Annotated in this window: 14 protein-coding genes; 10 read left to right on the forward strand and 4 right to left on the reverse strand. The window is 54.8% G+C overall.

All coding sequences use genetic code 11. The features are described from left to right. Nucleotides 1-43 precede the first annotated feature (43 nt). Both OMR58_RS06715 and OMR58_RS06720 read left to right on the forward strand, forming a co-directional pair. On the forward strand, nt 44-1,006 hold the full coding sequence (locus tag OMR58_RS06715) for an aldo/keto reductase (RefSeq protein WP_200561009.1): 963 nt from the start codon (nt 44-46) through the stop codon (nt 1,004-1,006). Nucleotides 1,007-1,819: 813 nt separating this feature from the next. Next, nucleotides 1,820-2,077, forward strand: a complete 258-nt coding sequence (locus tag OMR58_RS06720) for a hypothetical protein (RefSeq protein ID WP_200561011.1) — start codon at nt 1,820-1,822, stop codon at nt 2,075-2,077. 82 nt (nt 2,078-2,159) lie between these two features. On the opposite strand, the gene yegD is transcribed toward OMR58_RS06720, so the two are convergent. From yegD to OMR58_RS06735, 3 genes are all read right to left on the reverse strand, one after another. After that, entirely contained in the window at nt 2,160-3,512 is a 1,353-nt protein-coding gene (gene yegD, locus OMR58_RS06725) for a molecular chaperone (RefSeq protein WP_264545520.1), read from the reverse strand. An 82-nt stretch (nt 3,513-3,594) separates the two neighbouring features. Further along, nucleotides 3,595-6,192 (reverse strand): diguanylate cyclase, encoded by a 2,598-nt coding sequence (locus OMR58_RS06730; RefSeq protein WP_264545521.1) that lies wholly within the window; start codon nt 6,190-6,192, stop codon nt 3,595-3,597. Nucleotides 6,193-6,321: 129 nt separating this feature from the next. After that, nucleotides 6,322-6,936, reverse strand: coding sequence for a phosphatase PAP2 family protein (locus OMR58_RS06735; RefSeq protein ID WP_264545651.1), 615 nt, complete (start codon nt 6,934-6,936; stop codon nt 6,322-6,324). Nucleotides 6,937-7,155: 219 nt separating this feature from the next. Between OMR58_RS06735 and udk the strand changes: the two genes are divergently transcribed. From udk to asmA, 3 genes are all read left to right on the forward strand, one after another. After that, a complete protein-coding gene (gene udk / locus OMR58_RS06740; protein ID WP_123334955.1) occupies nt 7,156-7,797 on the forward strand; it encodes a uridine kinase in 642 nt (213 codons plus the stop codon). 107 nt (nt 7,798-7,904) lie between these two features. Beyond that, a complete protein-coding gene (dcd, locus tag OMR58_RS06745) occupies nt 7,905-8,486 on the forward strand; it encodes a dCTP deaminase (protein ID WP_200545991.1) in 582 nt (193 codons plus the stop codon). Nucleotides 8,487-8,499: 13 nt separating this feature from the next. After that, nucleotides 8,500-10,344, forward strand: coding sequence for an outer membrane assembly protein AsmA (asmA, locus tag OMR58_RS06750; protein ID WP_264545522.1), 1,845 nt, complete (start codon nt 8,500-8,502; stop codon nt 10,342-10,344). A gap of 160 nt (nt 10,345-10,504) precedes the next feature. Here the strand turns inward: asmA and OMR58_RS06755 are convergent, their stop codons facing one another. Next, nucleotides 10,505-12,073 (reverse strand): TerC family protein, encoded by a 1,569-nt coding sequence (locus tag OMR58_RS06755; RefSeq protein ID WP_264545523.1) that lies wholly within the window; start codon nt 12,071-12,073, stop codon nt 10,505-10,507. Nucleotides 12,074-12,430: 357 nt separating this feature from the next. Here OMR58_RS06755 and galF point away from each other — a divergent pair, with 357 nt between their 5' ends. The 5 genes from galF (at nt 12,431) to rfbD (ending at nt 17,957) form a co-directional block, all read left to right on the forward strand. Continuing rightward, the gene (galF, locus tag OMR58_RS06760) at nt 12,431-13,327 is read left to right on the forward strand and encodes a UTP--glucose-1-phosphate uridylyltransferase GalF (RefSeq protein WP_105591408.1); all 897 of its coding nucleotides are present in this window, start codon (nt 12,431-12,433) and stop codon (nt 13,325-13,327) included. A 46-nt stretch (nt 13,328-13,373) separates the two neighbouring features. Further along, nucleotides 13,374-14,387 carry a UDP-glucose 4-epimerase GalE gene (galE, locus tag OMR58_RS06765; RefSeq protein ID WP_264545524.1) on the forward strand — a complete coding sequence of 338 codons (1,014 nt, stop codon included), beginning with the start codon at nt 13,374-13,376 and terminating at the stop codon, nt 14,385-14,387. Nucleotides 14,388-14,840: 453 nt separating this feature from the next. Further along, entirely contained in the window at nt 14,841-15,887 is a 1,047-nt protein-coding gene (wecA, locus tag OMR58_RS06770) for a UDP-N-acetylglucosamine--undecaprenyl-phosphate N-acetylglucosaminephosphotransferase (RefSeq protein WP_264545525.1), read from the forward strand. A gap of 79 nt (nt 15,888-15,966) precedes the next feature. Continuing rightward, nucleotides 15,967-17,058, forward strand: coding sequence for a dTDP-glucose 4,6-dehydratase (gene rfbB, locus OMR58_RS06775; RefSeq protein ID WP_200561022.1), 1,092 nt, complete (start codon nt 15,967-15,969; stop codon nt 17,056-17,058). Continuing rightward, a complete protein-coding gene (gene rfbD / locus OMR58_RS06780; protein WP_264545526.1) occupies nt 17,055-17,957 on the forward strand; it encodes a dTDP-4-dehydrorhamnose reductase in 903 nt (300 codons plus the stop codon). The genes rfbB and rfbD overlap by 4 nt, the downstream gene beginning before the upstream one ends. Nucleotides 17,958-17,988 lie beyond the last annotated feature (31 nt).

A 17,988-nucleotide genomic window follows, 5' to 3' on the forward strand; every position in this document is an offset into this window, starting at 1 on the left:
TGCTAAGATTGATGCCGTGCAACCCATCTACCAGGAGATTGAAATGAGTACTTCAGAACATCGCCAGCTTGGTCGTTCCGGCATTCAGGTTCCGCTACTGACCTTTGGGGGTAACGTTTTTGGCTGGACGGCCGATCAATCAACGTCCTTTTCCCTGCTGGATGCACTGGTGGAGAAAGGCCTGAATTTTATTGATACCGCCGATGTTTATTCGCGCTGGGTTCCCGGCAACGAGGGCGGCGAATCAGAAACCATCATCGGTAACTGGCTGAAGCAGAGCGGTAAACGCGACAAAATCATTCTGGCCACCAAGGTGGGGATGGATTTGGGCGACGGTAAAACCGGTCTGGCACCTAAATACATTCGCCAGGCGGTTGAAGCCTCCCTCAAACGTCTGCAAACCGATTATATCGATCTGTATCAGGCGCACCGCGATGATGAAGATACGCCATTACAGGATACGCTGGCTACCTTTGATGCATTAATTAAAGAGGGCAAGGTGCGTGCTATCGGTGCCTCAAACTACTCCGCCGACCGTTTGAGCGAAGCGCTGAAAATCAGTGCGGATGCCGGTCTGGCGCGCTATGAGACGCTGCAGCCGGAATATAACCTGTACGATCGCGAAGGCTACGAAAGCGGTCTGGAAGCGGTGGTAGAGGAGCATGGGCTGGGCGTGATTAACTATTATTCGCTGGCCAGCGGTTTCCTCAGCGGTAAGTACCTTAAGCCGGAAGATGCGGCGAAGAGTGCGCGCGGGAAGGGCGTGGTGGAGAAGTATCTGAACGATCGCGGCTTGAAGATTGTGCATGCGCTGGTGGAGGTGGCCGAGGCGCATCATGCTTCGCCAACGCAGGTGGCGCTGGCCTGGCAGATTGCGCGCCCGAGCATTACCGCGCCGATCGTGAGTGCGACGTCGCTTGCGCAGGTGGATGAGCTGGCGAAGGCGACTCAGCTGAAGCTGACTGATGCGGATAAGCGTTTGCTTTCTGAGGTCAGTAGTTACTGAGTTGCTGATAGGCCGGTTGCTGGATGACCGTAAAAGGGCATAACAGCCAGACGCTTGCTGTGTTGGTTGCAGAGTCGGGAGTTAGCGCTGGCGGGTTGTGCCCCCGTTCGGGCGGTCCTCGCGCCGCTGCGCGGTCCCCTCACTTCGTTCGTCAGCCGGTCGGACCGCCACAGACGGGCCGTCCTGGCCCGGCTGTGACTTTTGGCCGCGTCCATGCGGCCAAATCCTGGCTTCCTCTCTCCGTTCAGCGCTGCGGATTGCCCTCTCGGGGGCACAGCCAGCCTGCTATCAAAATTTCGTGTTGCCTGAAAATAAAGGGTTGAGCACCGGTGAGTTTATGCAGAAGGGGGCTTTTACGTGTGGGTAACAAGTTGGTTGTTTTGCCCATTCTATTACCCCATGCAGCATCAGGTTTATCTGCAAACCCGGTGATTGTTTGAAATATAAAAGCGATGAAATTCTGAAAAGGGGACAGCCTCTGCTGCTGCGCAAGGGCATCCGCAGCGCTGAGGTGAAGCCATTGCGCCAGGAGACGACAGCAGGGACGCTGGCGTCAGGCCGGGTTTGAACAGGGACGTTCAATCCTGGCCGATCCGTCGGCACAATGGCGTAACCGAGGGCACCGCAACGCGGCGCGAGGACCGCCCTGGAGCAGCAGCAGAGGTTGGACCTCGTACGCCAGTTCCGCAGCGGCGTTTCATGGCGTAACTGAAGGTACCACAGCGCCCCGCACGGCAACGCGTTGATGGGACTCGCGGCTTTGAGGTATCATCACCGCCCTGTACATGTTCCCACCGCCGTGAGGCAAACCGTATGAACAAGAAAAAGATATTTATCGTCTACCTGCCGGTCAGCCTGGTGTTCTTTATGATCCTGCCAGGAGCCATCCTGCGCGATATGCCGCCAGAGCGCTTTGCCTCGTTCAGCCATATCACCAGCCTTGGCGGAATACTGAACCCGATTGCCTCCGTGCTGCTCTTCCTGGCGATCGTCTCGGTGATTTTGGCAATGATTGCCGTTCCGCTGATTGGCCGCTGCGCCCGCGCAATCATTAATCGACGGAAAGCATAAGCTTCCGCTGCTTCTACGATATGCCGTGCCACTATCACCCGGCATGATAAGAGAACAGCCGGGTGAATAAATCGGGCAGGCCTTAGCGGAACATCACCTGTGCCCAGCGCGCCAGCCCCGCCGTAACTGAACCGAAATCATCGCCGCTGGTCAGCGGGATGTCCGGCAGCTGACGCTGCAACGCCTGGCGCAGAACAGGTGACTTCGCGCTGCCGCCGGTCAGATAAATCACATCAGGCTTGGTGCCGCTGGTCTCCAGCGCCAGCGCAACCTGCTCCTGAATCCGCTCAAGAGGCTGGTTAATCGCTGCCTGGAGCGCCGCCACGCTGATATCCGTTGCCAGCCCGTCGTCGATAAAATCTAATCCCGCCAGCGTCTGCGGCCGATCGGAAAGCACAATCTTGCTCTCTTCCGCCGCACGCACCAGACGATAGCTCAGGCGCTGACGCCAGACCTTCAGCAGGCGCTTCACCTTCTCCGGCTCGCGCGCATCGCGGATCAGATCCTGCAGCAGCTTGTTGCTGGCCGCGGCATAGAAATCACTCTGTGCCGGAACGTCGTTAATCGCCACCGCATTCCACCACGGCAGGGCAGGCAGGCCCATTCCCTTCACGGTTTCACCGCCCAGACCCAGCAGCGGCATCAGCTCCTTAAAGGCCAGCATAATATCGAGATCGTTACCGCCCACGCGGCAGCCGCTGTGGCCCAGCAGGCTGTCGCTGCGATCGGATTTATCGTGCCACTGCGGTCCCATCAGCAGCATCGAGCAGTCGGTGGTTCCGCCGCCGATGTCTACGACCAGTACGCGGCTTTCCTTGCTCAGCGTGGCTTCAAAGTCCAGACCGGCGGCTACCGGCTCGAACTGGAAAATCACATCGCTAAAACCGGCACGGCTGGCCGCGCGGGCCAGAATGCCTTCCGCCTGCTGGTTGGCGTCTTCGCCACCCAGCCCCTGGAAGTTGACCGGGCGACCAATCACCGCCTGGGTTACGCTGTCGTTCAGCGAGCTTTCCGACGATTGACGAATATGCAGCATCATTGCGCAGACCAGGTCCTCAAACAGTGCGACCTGCTGCGGCTTCAGGCCGCTGGCACCAAGGAACGATTTTGGTGATTTTACAAACCACACCTCTTCCGGATCGTCCATATACTGTGCCAGTGAGGCCAGACCGAACTTCACACTGGCCGGTGTGACTTCAATATCTTCTTCGCGGTTGAAAGCGACGGAGCGGCGCAGCAGCGCCTGGCTCTCAGCGTGCGGCGTAGGGACCTGATGATGGCGGAACAGCCATTCACTGACGGCTTCACGGGTTGGCGCACACAGCATTGAGGGTAAATAGGGGGAACCCTGCTCTAGTGGCAGCATTTTTGGCTGGCCCTGGTCCATGATGGCGACCGAGCAGTTGGCCGTACCGTAGTCGAAACCGATAAACATCGTTCTCTCCGCTGAGTGGGGAAAAAAAGGGGGCGACTTTAGCCTGGCCGTGTCGGCAGAGCAAGGGGGTACAGTGGTTTTATTAACGGGGGAGGGGGGAGATGCCAGGTGCCGGAGGCAGGTCGTTATCCGTTGCTTCGCCGTAAACCGCAATCTTGCCCCGACCGCTGTTTTTGGCCTGATAGCAGGCGATATCGGCCTGTGCCATCACTTCAACTGCGTTGCTGCTGCTGTCAAAAATGGTCAGCCCGGCGCTGGCTCCAACAGAGAACTCGTGACCTTTCCACAGGAATTGGTATTGACTGATGGTGGCGACCAGGCGACTGGCGATCTCGCTGGCGTCCTCCAGCGAACATTCCGGCAGCAGCATGCCAAATTCATCGCCGCCAAGACGGGCGAGGAAGTCGCTGCCGCGCAGCTGGCGCATCATCAGCGTTGACAGCTCACGCAGCAGTGCATCCCCGGCGGCGTGGCCGGCGCTGTCATTTACCGCCTTAAAGCGGTCCAGGTCGACGAAGGCCAGCACGTGATGCATGCGCTGATTCTCCTGCGGCATCAGCAACACTTTCAAACGCTGCTCAAAACTGGCACGGTTCGGCAGGCGGGTAAGCATATCGTGAGAGGCGCTGTAGCGCAGGCGTTTAAATATTTCCCGCGACTCGCTGACGTCCTGGATAACCATGACGCTACCGATATTGTCGCCTTCCTGGGTGCTCAGCGGCGAAAGGCTGTAGTTGATGGCAAACACCTCGCCGGCGCGATTGTGCAGGACGAGATCCTGGTCCGGGGAGTCAGCGGGTTTGGTATTTTTCGGCAGGGCGCAGCTGAGGACGATCTCCTGTTCTGGCCCTTCCCCGCCGTGGGTGATCTGCAAGATTTCAGCGATAGGCTTGCCCACCGCGTGATGCTGAGGCCAGCCGGTCATTTTTTCCGCCACCGGATTCATAAAGATCACCTGCATCTCTTCATCGGTGCTGATCACCGCTTCATCAATGGCATCCAGCGTGATGTGCATACGCTCCCTTTCCTGATCGAGGGCGTCGGTCAGCTGGCGAAATGCGGTGACATCCTGATTGATCCCTAACATACGCGAAGACTGGCCGGGTTCGTCCGCTACCATATTTCCCTGGCAGCGGATGTAGCGAATACCCGAGCTGGTTTCAATACGGTACTCAACGTCAACCGACGAGGTGTTTTTCACCGCGTCATCAAGTAAAGCCATCACCTTTTTTCGATCGGCGGGCAGCAGACAGTTCATCCAGCTTTGCTGGGTAATTATCGCGTTTTCCGGCAGATGGTAGAGCTGGAACATGCGCCTGTCCCAGGTCATTTCTCCGGTGATCGGATTCCACTCCCATACGCCGATTCCGGCAGCGTCATTCGCCAGGGTAATGCGCTCCATGAGCTGCTGATTGACCTTCTCGGTTTGCTTAAGCCCGGTTATATCCTCTATTTGCGATATGAAATAGAGTGGCTGCTGTTCGCTATCGCGCACCAGAGAAACGGCCAGCAGCGCCCAGACGGTTTGGCCGTCGCTGCGAAGATAACGCTTTTCCATACTGTAGCTGGCGATATCTCCGGCCAGCAGGGCATTCATCTGTATTAAATCGGCATTCAGATCGTCGGGGTGACTAAGCTGCTGGAAGGTCATTCCTTCAAGCTCATCCTGGCGATAGCCAAGCAGGCGGCACAGCGATTTATTGACCTGCAGCCACTGACCGCCGGGTGCCACCAGCGCCATGCCGATCGCCGAATATTCCATCGCATGGCGAAAGCGGGTTTCACTCTCCGAGATATGCTTACGCTCTTCGCGGAATGAGTGCATCCCCAGGGTCATTAAATGGCTGGGCACCAGCGCCAGCAGGAAGGGTAGCCAGGGAACCGAGACCAGCAACGGTGCGCTGATAAAGTCCTGCGGGATAAGGCTCAGCGCCAGCATCAATGAGATCATCGATACCGTCACAAGATAAACGATGAACGCGGCCAGCCGCGGCAAACGCACGGCGCTGTAAAACAGAATGACAATCACGAAGGCAAACGACCACGGCAGAAAGCGCAGGGCCAGCCAGCTAAGAGTAAGGGTGACCAGCAGGGTGAGTACCGTCTCGATCAGCACCCGATGCTTCATCAGCGAATCGCGCTGCCACAGCAGTGCTACCGGACCGAGTGCCAGCATACCGATGACCTCTGAAGCAACCCATGTTGAGAAAAACTGCGTCAGTGAAGCGGCGGGGATATTCAGCAGCGCGCTGGCCAGCATCGCGCCCAGAAGCGGGGTAAACAGGCCAACTGCCAGCATCATTCTGGCCCAGCTGTACAGCGTATTCAGCGGAGCATGATGATCCAACAGCAGGCGAAGCATTACGCCCCCCATCAGTGCCTGGGCCAGATTAATCAATGGAAATTTCAGGTTGGACAAGCCGGGACCGAGGATAATGGCATTCGCGCAGATCACCCCTATCATGCAGCCGCTTAACAGCAGCGGCAGGTGACGTACAGGATTGCGAAATACCACGATGGTCATCAGCGCGGTGGAAAACCACAGCGGTGAGATCTGGCCGCTGATTTTAATCAACTCAAGGCAGTAAAGGGTGGATGCCAGGCTCAGTAAACCCAGCAGCAGGCTGTTCAGCCACTGCGTCCGGCTATGTTGTACATTGGCTAACGTTTCTGAGGCCATCCACACTTATCCAGCACGGCGCCAGGCAGCGGCGCAATCTTTATCTCTAAAGCCATGCTAGCACAAGAAAACCAGCTTGAAGTGGATGGCACAAAAAACCTGCGAGAAATGCCCCAGATTAAGTCGAGTTTATTGCTTGATTTTTAAAAGATCCGCGCGAGTCCAGGGATGTTCAATACCGGCAATTTGCGCCGATAACTTCTGCAGAAACTGCTGAGTGGTGGCAACACGTCCGTTGCTGAAAAGTAGCACGGGCACCAGCAGCGCGATGCACAGCTGCGCCAGTGAAAAACCCCTTGGCCGAACGCTACGCTGGCTGAGCAAAAAGGCGGTACTAAGCGTAAAGCCCAGAACCAGACCGGCAATCACCTCGCTCACTGAATGAGCGTTAAGTTCAAGGCGCGATATCCCAACGATAACCGGGATAAGATAACCCGCGATCAGCAGAACGCGCCGCCACAGGGAGGAGAGACGGCCGCTTAACAGCCAGAACATCACTGGCCACAGGGTGGCGGACATGGCACTGTGGCCGCTGAAGCCGGTGAAGTTAAAGCGTACGCTGCCAATCCCAAAGCCGAGGAAGGCGATTTTTGACAGGCTGACCACCAGCCCCGCACAGCCGAACGCCAGCAGCCAGAACCAGACGGCACGTTTGTCGTCGTTTTTCCAGCGCAGCAGGAAGGCGATGATGACCGCCGTCGGCAGTAACAGCATGCTGTCACCGAAATAGGTCAAAAGATGCATTATGTGATCTGGCACGCTGTTTCCTTGAGGCTTTTTTGCTTGTCGTACTTTAACCGCACGCCAGCTTATTATCTAACGGTATAATCTGAAAAGGCCGGGGATGCTTTTTTCTGGCATCAGATGGGTGAACTCCCTATAATTGCGCGCGCTATGCCCTTCATATTTCAGGAAGCTGGCTATTTATCCTTTCATTTTGTCTCGGAATCAGGTCGTTAATTTATGGCTGACAAGTCGCATCAGTGCGTCATCGTAGGTATCGCAGGCGCTTCAGCCTCGGGGAAAAGTCTTATCGCCAGTACGCTGTATCGTGAAGTGCGCGATCGCGTGGGTGATGAAAATATTGGCGTGATCCCGGAGGATGCCTATTACAAAGACCAAAGCCATTTAACGATGGAAGAACGGGTTAAAACTAACTACGACCACCCGAGTGCCATGGATCACACGCTGCTGCTTCAGCATCTGCAAATGCTGAAAGCGGGGCAGTCGATTGAACTGCCGGTCTACAGCTATGTTGAGCATACGCGTGAGAAAAAAACCATCACGCTGAAGCCGAAGAAGGTCATTATCCTCGAAGGCATCCTGCTGCTGACCGACGCACGCCTGCGTCAGGAGATGAATTTCTCGATCTTCGTCGACACTCCGCTCGATATCTGTTTGATGCGCCGCATGAAACGTGATGTAAATGAGCGTGGCCGCTCAATGGATTCGGTGATGGCTCAATATCAGAAGACGGTTCGCCCGATGTTCCTGCAGTTTATTGAACCATCAAAGCAGTATGCGGATATTATCGTGCCGCGCGGCGGGAAAAACCGCATCGCTATTGATATCCTCAAGGCGAAGATTAATCAGTTCTTTGAGTAACCCTTGCAGGCCCGCCTGGCGGGCAGGCTACGGAGGTCGAACGGTGCGCTTTCCCGTTGTTCTCGTCGCCGCTTTTAAGCATTTCTGAATAGGTTGGAGTTCCCGTTATGAGATTATGTGACCGCGATATTGAAGCCTGGCTCGATAATGGCAAACTGGGCATTACCCCGCGCCCGCCGGTGGAACGCATCAGTGGTGCCACGGTTGACGTTCGCCTTGGCAACCAGTTCCGCACGTTTCGCGGCCACACGGCTCCGTTTATTGATTTGAGCGGACCAAAGCATGAAGTCAGCGCTGCGCTGGATCGAGTGATGAGCGACGAAATCGTTCTGCCGGAAGGCGAAGCGTTCTTTCTGCATCCGGGGGAGCTGGCGCTGGCGGTAACCTTTGAGTCGGTGACGCTGCCTGACGATCTGGTCGGCTGGCTTGACGGGCGTTCATCGCTCGCCAGACTGGGCTTGATGGTACATGTGACCGCGCATCGTATCGATCCCGGCTGGCAGGGGCGTATTGTGCTGGAGTTCTACAATTCCGGTAAACTTCCGCTGGCTCTTCGCCCCGGTATGCTGATCGGCGCACTGAGCTTTGAACCGCTATCGGGCCCGGCAGCACGCCCGTACAACAGCCGCCAGGATGCGAAATATAAAGGTCAGCAGGGCGCGGTTGCCAGTCGAATCGACAAAGACTAAAGGTGGCAAAGGCATGAAAAGATTGATAACCACACTGGCCATTCTACTGGTGGTGATGGTGGCCGGAATGACCGCACTCGTTCTGCTGGTCAATCCCAATGATTTTCGCGCCTATATGGCCCAGCAGGTTGAGCAGCGCAGCGGCTATCAGCTTGCGTTGAAAGGCGAGTTGCGCTGGCACGTCTGGCCGCAGCTGAGTATTCTTTCCGGGCCGGTCACGCTGACCGCTCAGGGGGCTTCTCAGCCCGTGGTCAGCGCGGAAAACATGCGTCTGGATGTCAATCTTCTGCCTCTTCTCTCCCACCAGCTTTCCGTTAAACAGGTCATGCTTAAAAATGCCGTTGTGCGGCTGATCCCGGAAAGTGAGCGCCAGCGGCCTGCCGACGCCCCCATCGGTCCTGAAGGCAGTTCGCCGCCGTCGGTGATCGAAGATGTGACACGCGGCTGGCGGTTCGATATTTCTCACCTGCGGATTGTCGATAGTTTGCTGGTCTGGCAGCAGGATAACGGCGAGCAGCTTAACGTTCGCGATTTTAATCTTCGGCTCGATCAGACCCAGCCGCGATTGGTTAATCTTGAGTTCAGCAGTCGAATTAGCCGCGATCAGCGCGATCTGCGCCTTCAGTTCAGCAGCGAACTTGATATCACCCACTATCCCCGCCAGATAAACGCCGCCATTAAACAGCTCGACTATCAGCTGCAGGGTGCCGATCTGCCGCAAACCGGGATTAAAGGCCAGGCGGCTATGGCAGCCAGTTGGGATAATGCTAATCAGCGCTTCAGCCTTAGCGACATTCAGCTCAGTGCCAATGACAGTCAACTGAGCGGGAAAATAACCGGCAGTCTCGGTAACCGGCCGCAGGTTGTGGCGGATCTTAGTTCGGCATCGCTGAATATGGATTCGCTGTTGGGTATTCCAGAAACCACTAACGCCGATGTGGCGCAGCAGAGTCAGCGTACCGGGCGTGCACCGGTGATCGCTGAATCAGCGCCTGTCAACAATGCGGACTCACCGTTGAATGCCATCGACGGTAAAATCGGTTTGAAAATGGCTAAACTTCGCTGGCGCGGCATCGATATGGATGCGGTGGATCTGGAGGCGACGAATCAGCAGGGCTTGCTCAGTCTGGTCAGGCTGCAGGGCCAGGCTGACGGCGGTACGTTCTCCCTGCCGGGAAGTATTGACGTCCGTAGCTCACAGACCCGTGTCGCACTTAAGCCTTCATTTCAGCGCGTTGGTATCGGTCCCCTGTTAAAAGCATTTAACCTGCCGGATACCATTAGCGGTGAGCTGTCGCTGGACGGTGATTTCAGCGGCAATGGCTTAACCGTGGCTGAATTTAATCATCAGTGGCAGGGCAGTGCGGATCTCAAGCTGGATAACGCCCAGTTTGCCGGGCTTAACTTCCAGCAGCTGATTCAGCGTGCTGTGGAAGGGAACAGCGACAAAGTGCGCGGCGAGCGTAATGACCAGCCGATCCTGCAGCAGATTAGCGGCCACGCCACGCTGAATAACGGCCTGGTTACCTTCCCTGAGCTGAATGCGCAGTCGACCATTCTGAACTATACCGGCAGCGGTAATGTCGATCTGGCAAAAAGGGAGCTGGATATTAACTTTGGCGTAACGGTGATGCGCGGCTGGCGGGGCGATGACACGCTGGTCAGGCGTTTGCAGCAAACACCGGTGCCGCTGCGGATTTACGGCCCGTGGTCGACGATTAACTACAGCCTGAAAGTCGATCAGGTGCTGCGCCAGCAGTTGCGTGATGAAGCGAAACAGCGCTTGAAAGAGTGGATGGGGCGCAACCCGGACAATGAAAAGCGTAACGATGTGAAAAAGCTGCTGAAGGATATGTAAGCCGGTAGCAGCTCTTAATCTCATACCGTCACGTTTTATGTCATCTGCCGCGCGTTGTGCCATTTCACCGCGTTTTCTTACAACGCCAGGCGGGAAGTAACGTGGCGTTATCCTGCGCAGGCTGGCGAAAAATACAGAGCCTGCGCAATATGCTTTACTTCTATTCCTCTTCCGCCGGTGGCGGTACGATCTGCACTTTTTGTACCCGATGGTTTTCTACCTGCAGGGTGCGGATCAGATAATCGCCGATCTGTACCACTTCTCCTTGCTGAGGGACGTGCTGTAAATGTTCCATCAGTAGTCCCGCGAGCGTATTGTATTCACGCTTTTCATCCAGCGGCAGCGGCAGGTACATCGTCAAATCGTCCAGCGGCATATGTCCGTTAACCGTCCAGCTGGCGTCGGCGTTTTGCTGAATATCGTAACGAGGGTCCAGCCGTTCACCCTCGTTTGGCAGATTACCGGCAATCGTTTCCATCACGTCACTCAACGTGACCACACCTTCCACCGAACCAAACTCATCCACCACGAAGGCAAAGTGGGTGCGTGCATTGCGGAACTGCTCCAGTGCGGGCAGCAGCGGTAGCTGTTCAGGGAACACCAGCGGCTGACGGATTAAGGCCCGCAGATCGAGGCTGTTGCCGTGTAGCGCCTGTTTCAGCAGTTCAATCACATGAACCACGCCAAGCGGCTCTTCGCTATTTTCAGTAATGATCAGGCGCGTGTGCTGATTATTGTCCAGGCGGGACATAATCTCTTCCGGCGATTCGGCAAGGTCAATGTGCTGGATATCATGGCGCGAGGTCATGATGCTGCTGACGCTGCGTTGGCCCATTGCCAGCACCCGCGCAATCATCATCCGCTCCTGCTTATTAAAAATCGCTTTTGGCGCGGCGTTACTGGCCACCAGAGAGGCGGTTTCCGCGTCAAGTTCAGCCGGTTCATGGCTGCCGCGCAGCAGACGTAAAACCGCTTCAGCGGTACGCTTGCGCAGCGGGGCTTTAGCTGACAGGAACCGACGGCGGTTGAACTGGGAAAGCTGATTCAGCGCCTCGATCATCACCGAGAATCCGATGGCGGCGTAGAGGTAGCCTTTAGGAATGTGATAGCCAAAACCGTCGGCGACCAGGCTGAAACCGATCATCAGCAGGAAGCTCAGACAGAGAATAATAATCGTCGGGTGGCCGTTCACGAAACGGGTCAGCGGTTTACTGGCCAGCAGCATTAGCATGATCGAGATGATCACCGCAGCCATCATCACCGCCAGGTGGTCCACCATACCCACGGCGGTGATCACCGAATCGAGGGAAAATACCGCATCCAGTACCACGATTTGTGCCACTACCGGCCAGAATCGCGCTCCGCGTTTTTGCGGATTTTGCTCTTCATCTTTACCTTCCAGCCGTTCATTCAGCTCAACGGTGGCTTTAAACAGCAGGAAGACACCCCCCGTCAGCATAATCGCATCGCGCGCACTAAAAGCATGCCCGGCAATCGTAAACAGCGGAGTCGTGAGGGAAGAGAGCCAGGAGATAGAGGCCAGCAGCATCAGGCGCATCAACAGCGCCAGCAGCAAGCCGGTAACGCGAGCGCGGTCGCGCAGAGCAGGGGGAAGTTTCTCCGCCAGGATGGCGATAAACACCAGGTTATCAATGCCCAGCACTAATTCCAGCACCACCAGGGTGACCAGTCCGGCCCAGATTGACGGGTCGGCGATCCATTCGAACATTGTTTTTACCTGTTAACCAAAAGTTGTTGCGTTAATGATGAGTGTGAATCCCCGTGATTTCAACTGATAACCCCCTGCTGAAAGCATTGCCGCTTATTATCATTTATTGACTTATGCGGAATGAACTATTTATTGACCATAAAGCCTAAAATTATCCCGTTTAAGCTGGTTTTATTGCCGGTGGCGTAGCATATTATTGAGCCGTACTAACTGCATATTAAAGAGCGATTTCGCTGGTTCCTTGAGTTTTAATTGGCACTGACCGCTGAACAATTTTCAGATTAAGATTATACTTAAGGATCGCACCGATAATGCATAATCAGCGAACGCTTATTACCTCATTTATATGGAAAAATTATGACCAAGCTTAAAGCAGTTATCCCGGTCGCGGGTCTCGGTATGCATATGCTCCCTGCTACAAAAGCGATTCCTAAAGAGATGTTGCCGATCGTTGATAAGCCGATGATTCAGTATATCGTCGACGAGTGCGTGGCAGCGGGCATTAAGGAAATTGTACTGGTCACCCACGCTTCTAAAAATGCAGTAGAAAACCATTTTGATACCTCTTACGAACTGGAAGCGCTGCTTGAGGCTCGCGTTAAGCGCCAGCTGCTCAGCGAAGTTCAGTCCATATGTCCACCGGGCGTAACCATTATGAACGTGCGTCAGCCGCAGCCTCTGGGACTGGCGAACTCCCTGCTGTGTGCACGTCCAATGCTCCACGATGAAGCCTTTGTTGTGCTGCTGCCGGATGTGCTGCTGGATGATGCTTCCGCGGACCCGCTGCGTTATAACCTGGCCGCGATGGTGGCCCGTTTTGAAGAAACCGGCCGTAGTCAGGTGCTGGTTAACCGCATGCCGGATGCCGACCTTTCTGAATACTCGGTGATCACCACCAAAGATCCGCTGACCATTCCTGGCCGCGTTAGTCAGATTGTCGATTATGTTGAAAAACCAGAGCAGCCGCAGGCGCTGGATTCTGACCTCTCTGCCGTTGGTCGCTATGTGCTTTCTGCCGATATCTGGTCCGAACTGGAAAATCTGGAACCTGGCGCGTGGGGACGTTATCAGTTAACCGACGCGATCGCTAATTTGAGTAAAAAACGTCCGGTTGATGCGCATCTGCTGACGGGGCAAAGCTTCGACTGCGGACGCAAGCTGGGTTACATGCAGGCTTTCGTGACCTGGGGGCTGCGTAATAACGCCCAGGGACGTGATTTCCGCGATGCAGTGAAAAAAATTCTGGCAAAATAACAATCTGAGGGTGCCGCGGGTCTGCCCGCTGCGTGAAGGAGTCTGAATGGCTATTTTAGTAACGGGTGGAGCAGGCTATATCGGTTCCCATACTGTACTGTCGCTGCTGACCCGCGGTGATGATGTGGTGGTGTTGGATAATTTGAGCAACGCCTCGAAAGAATCGGTGAATCGTGTTGAAAAGCTGACGGGTAAAACCGCCACCTTCCGCGAAGGCGATATTCTCGATCGTGCCTGCCTGCGGGATATTTTCGCCAGCCACAATATCAGCGCGGTGATCCACTTTGCCGGGCTGAAAGCAGTAGGGGAATCTACGAGTAAGCCGCTGGAGTATTATCAGAATAACGTTACCGGCACGCTGGTGCTGCTGGAAGAGATGCGCAGTGCGGGCGTTAACCAGTTTATCTTCAGTTCTTCGGCCACCGTTTACGGTGCCGATGCGCCGGTTCCCTATGTGGAAACAACCCCGATTGGCGGCACCACCAGTCCTTATGGCACATCTAAACTGATGGTTGAGCAGATCCTGCGCGACTATGCCAAAGCCAACCCCGAGTTCAAAACGATTGCTCTGCGCTATTTCAATCCGGTCGGTGCGCATGAATCCGGGTTGATTGGTGAAGATCCTAACGGAATCCCTAATAACCTGCTGCCCTATATTGCACAAGTGGCAATCGGTCGCCTGGAAAAATTGGGCATCTTTGGTGATGATTATCCAACGAAAGACGGTACCGGCGTGCGTGATTATATTCACGTGATGGATCTGGCGGAGGGGCATCTTAAAGCGCTGGACCATCTGCCTGCGATTAGCGGTTATAAAGCTTATAATCTGGGCGCGGGTAAGGGATATTCGGTACTGGAAATGGTTAAGGCTTTCGAGAAAGCTTCCGGTCGGCCGGTACCCTATCAGGTTTCTCCGCGTCGTGATGGCGACCTGGCCGCTTTCTGGGCTGATGCGTCTCTGGCTGATAGCGAACTCGACTGGCGGGTTTCACGCGGCATTGATGAGATGATGCGCGATACGTGGAACTGGCAGTCAAATAACCCAAATGGTTATCGTTAGTAATCAATTTCACTTGTTACTACATCGAAAGCTCCCTCAGTGGGAGCTTTTTTTTTGCTCGCTGTAAAATGAAAAATTTTGCGAATTGCTCATATATCCTGAATTATATGGGAAAATTCCCAATAACGAATTTTTAACGTTAGCAGGCCAAAAAAAACAGCTCGCCTGCTGTTTAATTGCGCACATAAAGCAATTATCCCTACTCTTCATAAAAATTTTCAAATTAAACTTGTATGCCTCATGCCGAGGCGGGAGAATTAGTGATTCTTTTGGTAATCCTTGATGAGATTTTGTTTCCAGGAGTTATCTGAAGAAAAAATTTAGCCAGGCAGGATAGTCTGACTATGCTTGAGTAGGGGAAATCGCGTTTAGTGGACTGGATTGCTGTGCCAGGGGCGGTAGCGTGGTTTCATTGAGCGAAATGCAAAAAGCTAAGTGAGCATTGGTGCACATATGCAAGAGATCGTTCTCATCTTTCTGGGGGCTTTAGCGCTGTTGTTTATTGCGAGGAAAATAGCTCGCAAAGTAGGGCTGGTGGACAAGCCAAACGCGCGTAAGCACCATAGCGGGCATATCCCTTTGGTCGGCGGCGTTTCTGTCTACTTTTCCTTGTGGATTCTTTATGCGCTGCAGCCTGCGTGGCTGCCTGATTTCGATATTTATATGATTTGCGCCACGCTGTTGCTGCTGGTGGGGGTGCTTGATGACAGGTTTGACCTGCCGGTGATGCCGCGTATGGGTCTGCAGGCGGCGGTAGCGGGCATTATGATGTACAACGGGCTCTATTTATCCTCACTGGGTAATATCCTGTTTGGTTACCAGCTGATTTTGGGAACCTTTGGTTATGTGATTACCCTGTTCGCGGTTATTGCAGCCATTAACGCTTTCAACATGGTTGACGGCATTGACGGATTGTTAGGCGCACTCTCCTGCGTCACCTTTGGCTCGCTGGGTATCGTGTTTATCATGGGCGGCAATGATGATATGGCCATGTGGTGCATGTGCCTGATGGCGGCCTGCCTGCCTTACATTTTGCTTAACCTTGGTATTCCATGGGGCAGAAAGTTCAAGGTCTTTATGGGTGATGCGGGCAGCATGCTCATTGGTTTTACGGTGATCTGGCTGCTGATTGTCGCCTCTCAGGGGCAGGATGCGCTTATGAGCCCGGTAACCGCGCTATGGCTGATTGCGGTGCCGCTTATGGACATGATGCGTGTGATGATTGCGCGTATTCGCCGTGGCAGTAGCCCGTTCCGCCCCGACCGCGAGCACATGCACCATATCCTGATGCGTGCGGGTCTTAGTGGGCGCTGGACGTTGGTGATCATGACTTCTGCGCAGGTATTCAGTGGCATGATCGGCATTATCCTTGAAGGCTGCCGCGTGCCTGATAACTGGCAGCTCGCCCTGTTTGTCGGCAGCTTTATTTCACTACTGTATGCCATGAAATCGTTGGAAAGACTCAAAGTGACTTTTGGGCGCTTCCTGGCCGTAAAATAGGCTAACTGGAAAGTGCAGGCGCCGGGGCCCTATCTGTCCCGGCGCGATTTGCCAGGCATTATTATAAGAGAGAGACCGTGTGAAAATTTTAGTGACCGGCGGAGCCGGATTTATCGGCTCTGCCGTCGTACGCCATATCATCAGTGAAACCGCGGACAGCGTCGTCAATGTTGATAAACTCACCTACGCAGGTAACCTTGAATCTGTTGCAACGGTGAGTTCAGATCCCCGTTATGCCTTTGAACAGGCAGATATCTGCGATAAAAGCGCGATGGCCGCTATCTTTGCTCGCCATCAGCCTGATGCGGTTATGCATCTGGCGGCTGAGAGCCACGTCGATCGCTCGATCAGCGGACCCGCTGATTTTATTGAGACCAATATCGTCGGAACCTACGTCTTACTGGAAGCGGCGCGTCAGTACTGGAGCGAGCTGGATGCCTCGCGCAAGAAGGCTTTCCGTTTCCATCATATTTCGACCGATGAAGTGTATGGCGATCTTCCCCACCCCGATGAAGTTAGCGATGGGCAAAATAACCTGCCGCTGTTCACCGAAACCACCTCCTACGCGCCCAGTAGCCCCTATTCGGCTTCTAAAGCCTCCAGCGACCATCTGGTTCGCGCCTGGCTGCGTACCTACGGTCTGCCAACGGTGGTGACCAACTGCTCCAACAATTATGGGCCTTATCACTTCCCGGAAAAGTTAATCCCGCTGGTTATTCTTAACGCGCTGGAAGGCAAAAACTTGCCCATTTACGGCAAAGGCGATCAGATCCGCGACTGGCTGTATGTCGAAGACCACGCCCGGGCGCTGTACACCGTGGTGACCAATGGAACAGTGGGCGAAACGTATAATATCGGCGGCCACAACGAGAAACAGAATTTGCAGGTGGTGGAAACGATTTGCGATCTGCTGGACGAGATGGTGCCGAAAGGGCAGAGCTATCGCCAGCAAATCAGCTATGTCGCTGACCGTCCGGGCCACGATCGCCGCTATGCGATCGATGCCGGAAAGATCGGCCGTGAGTTGGGTTGGCAGCCGCTGGAAACCTTTGAAAGCGGCATTCGTAAAACTGTACAGTGGTATCTGGATAACTCCAGCTGGGTCAGCAACGTGAAAAGCGGTGCTTATCAGACGTGGATTACGCAAAACTACAGCGAGCGTCTGCCGTGAAAATTCTACTGTTGGGAAAAAACGGTCAGGTGGGCTGGGAACTACAGCGTGCGCTTGCTCCACTTGGACAACTGACCGCGTTGGCCTCTGATTCAACTGACTATTGCGGTGATTTCACGCGTCCGCAGGATCTCGCCAATACCGTTCGTCAGCTGCGCCCCGATGCGATTGTCAATGCTGCTGCCTGGACAGCGGTAGACAAAGCCGAGTCGGAAGCTGAGCAGGCGCATCAGGTCAATGCCGCAACCGTTGAGGTCCTGGCAAAGGAAGCCCATCAGCTGGGCGCGCTGCTGGTACATTACTCCACCGATTATGTCTTCCCGGGGGAGGGCGATCGCCCGTGGCAGGAGAGTGATGCCACAGGTCCGCAAAACGTTTACGGTGCCAGCAAGCTGGCGGGTGAGCGGGCAATCCAACGTTTCTGTGAAAATCACCTGATTTTCCGCACCAGTTGGGTATATGCCAGCCGGGGAAATAACTTTACCAAAACCATGCTGCGTCTTGCTGCCGAGCGTGAAGAGCTGTCGGTGATTAACGATCAGTTTGGTGCACCAACGGGAGCTGATTTAATTGCGGACTGTACCGCACACGCTATTCGCGCGGTTCAGCACAGACCTGATGCGGCAGGGCTATATCATCTGGTGGCATCCGGCACGACAAGCTGGTTCGACTATGCCAAATTCGTTTTTGCCGAAGCTAGAAAAAATGGTGTCGAGCTTGCGTTAAAAAATCTGCATGCGGTGCCGACAAGCAGTTATCCGACCCCAGCACGCCGCCCGCTGAATTCCCGACTGGCGACCGATAAGTTCTGCACGACATTTGGACTTTCGCTGCCTGAGTGGCAGGTCGGCGTGCGGCGGATGCTGCAGGAACTCAACGATTCGCAGATCCCGCGTTAAATCTCTGCGATAGAATTAAAAAAAGAGAAAA

Origin of the sequence: Erwinia sp. INIA01 (genome assembly GCF_025947915.1) — a bacterium.
GTDB lineage: Bacteria > Pseudomonadota > Gammaproteobacteria > Enterobacterales > Enterobacteriaceae > Erwinia > Erwinia coffeiphila.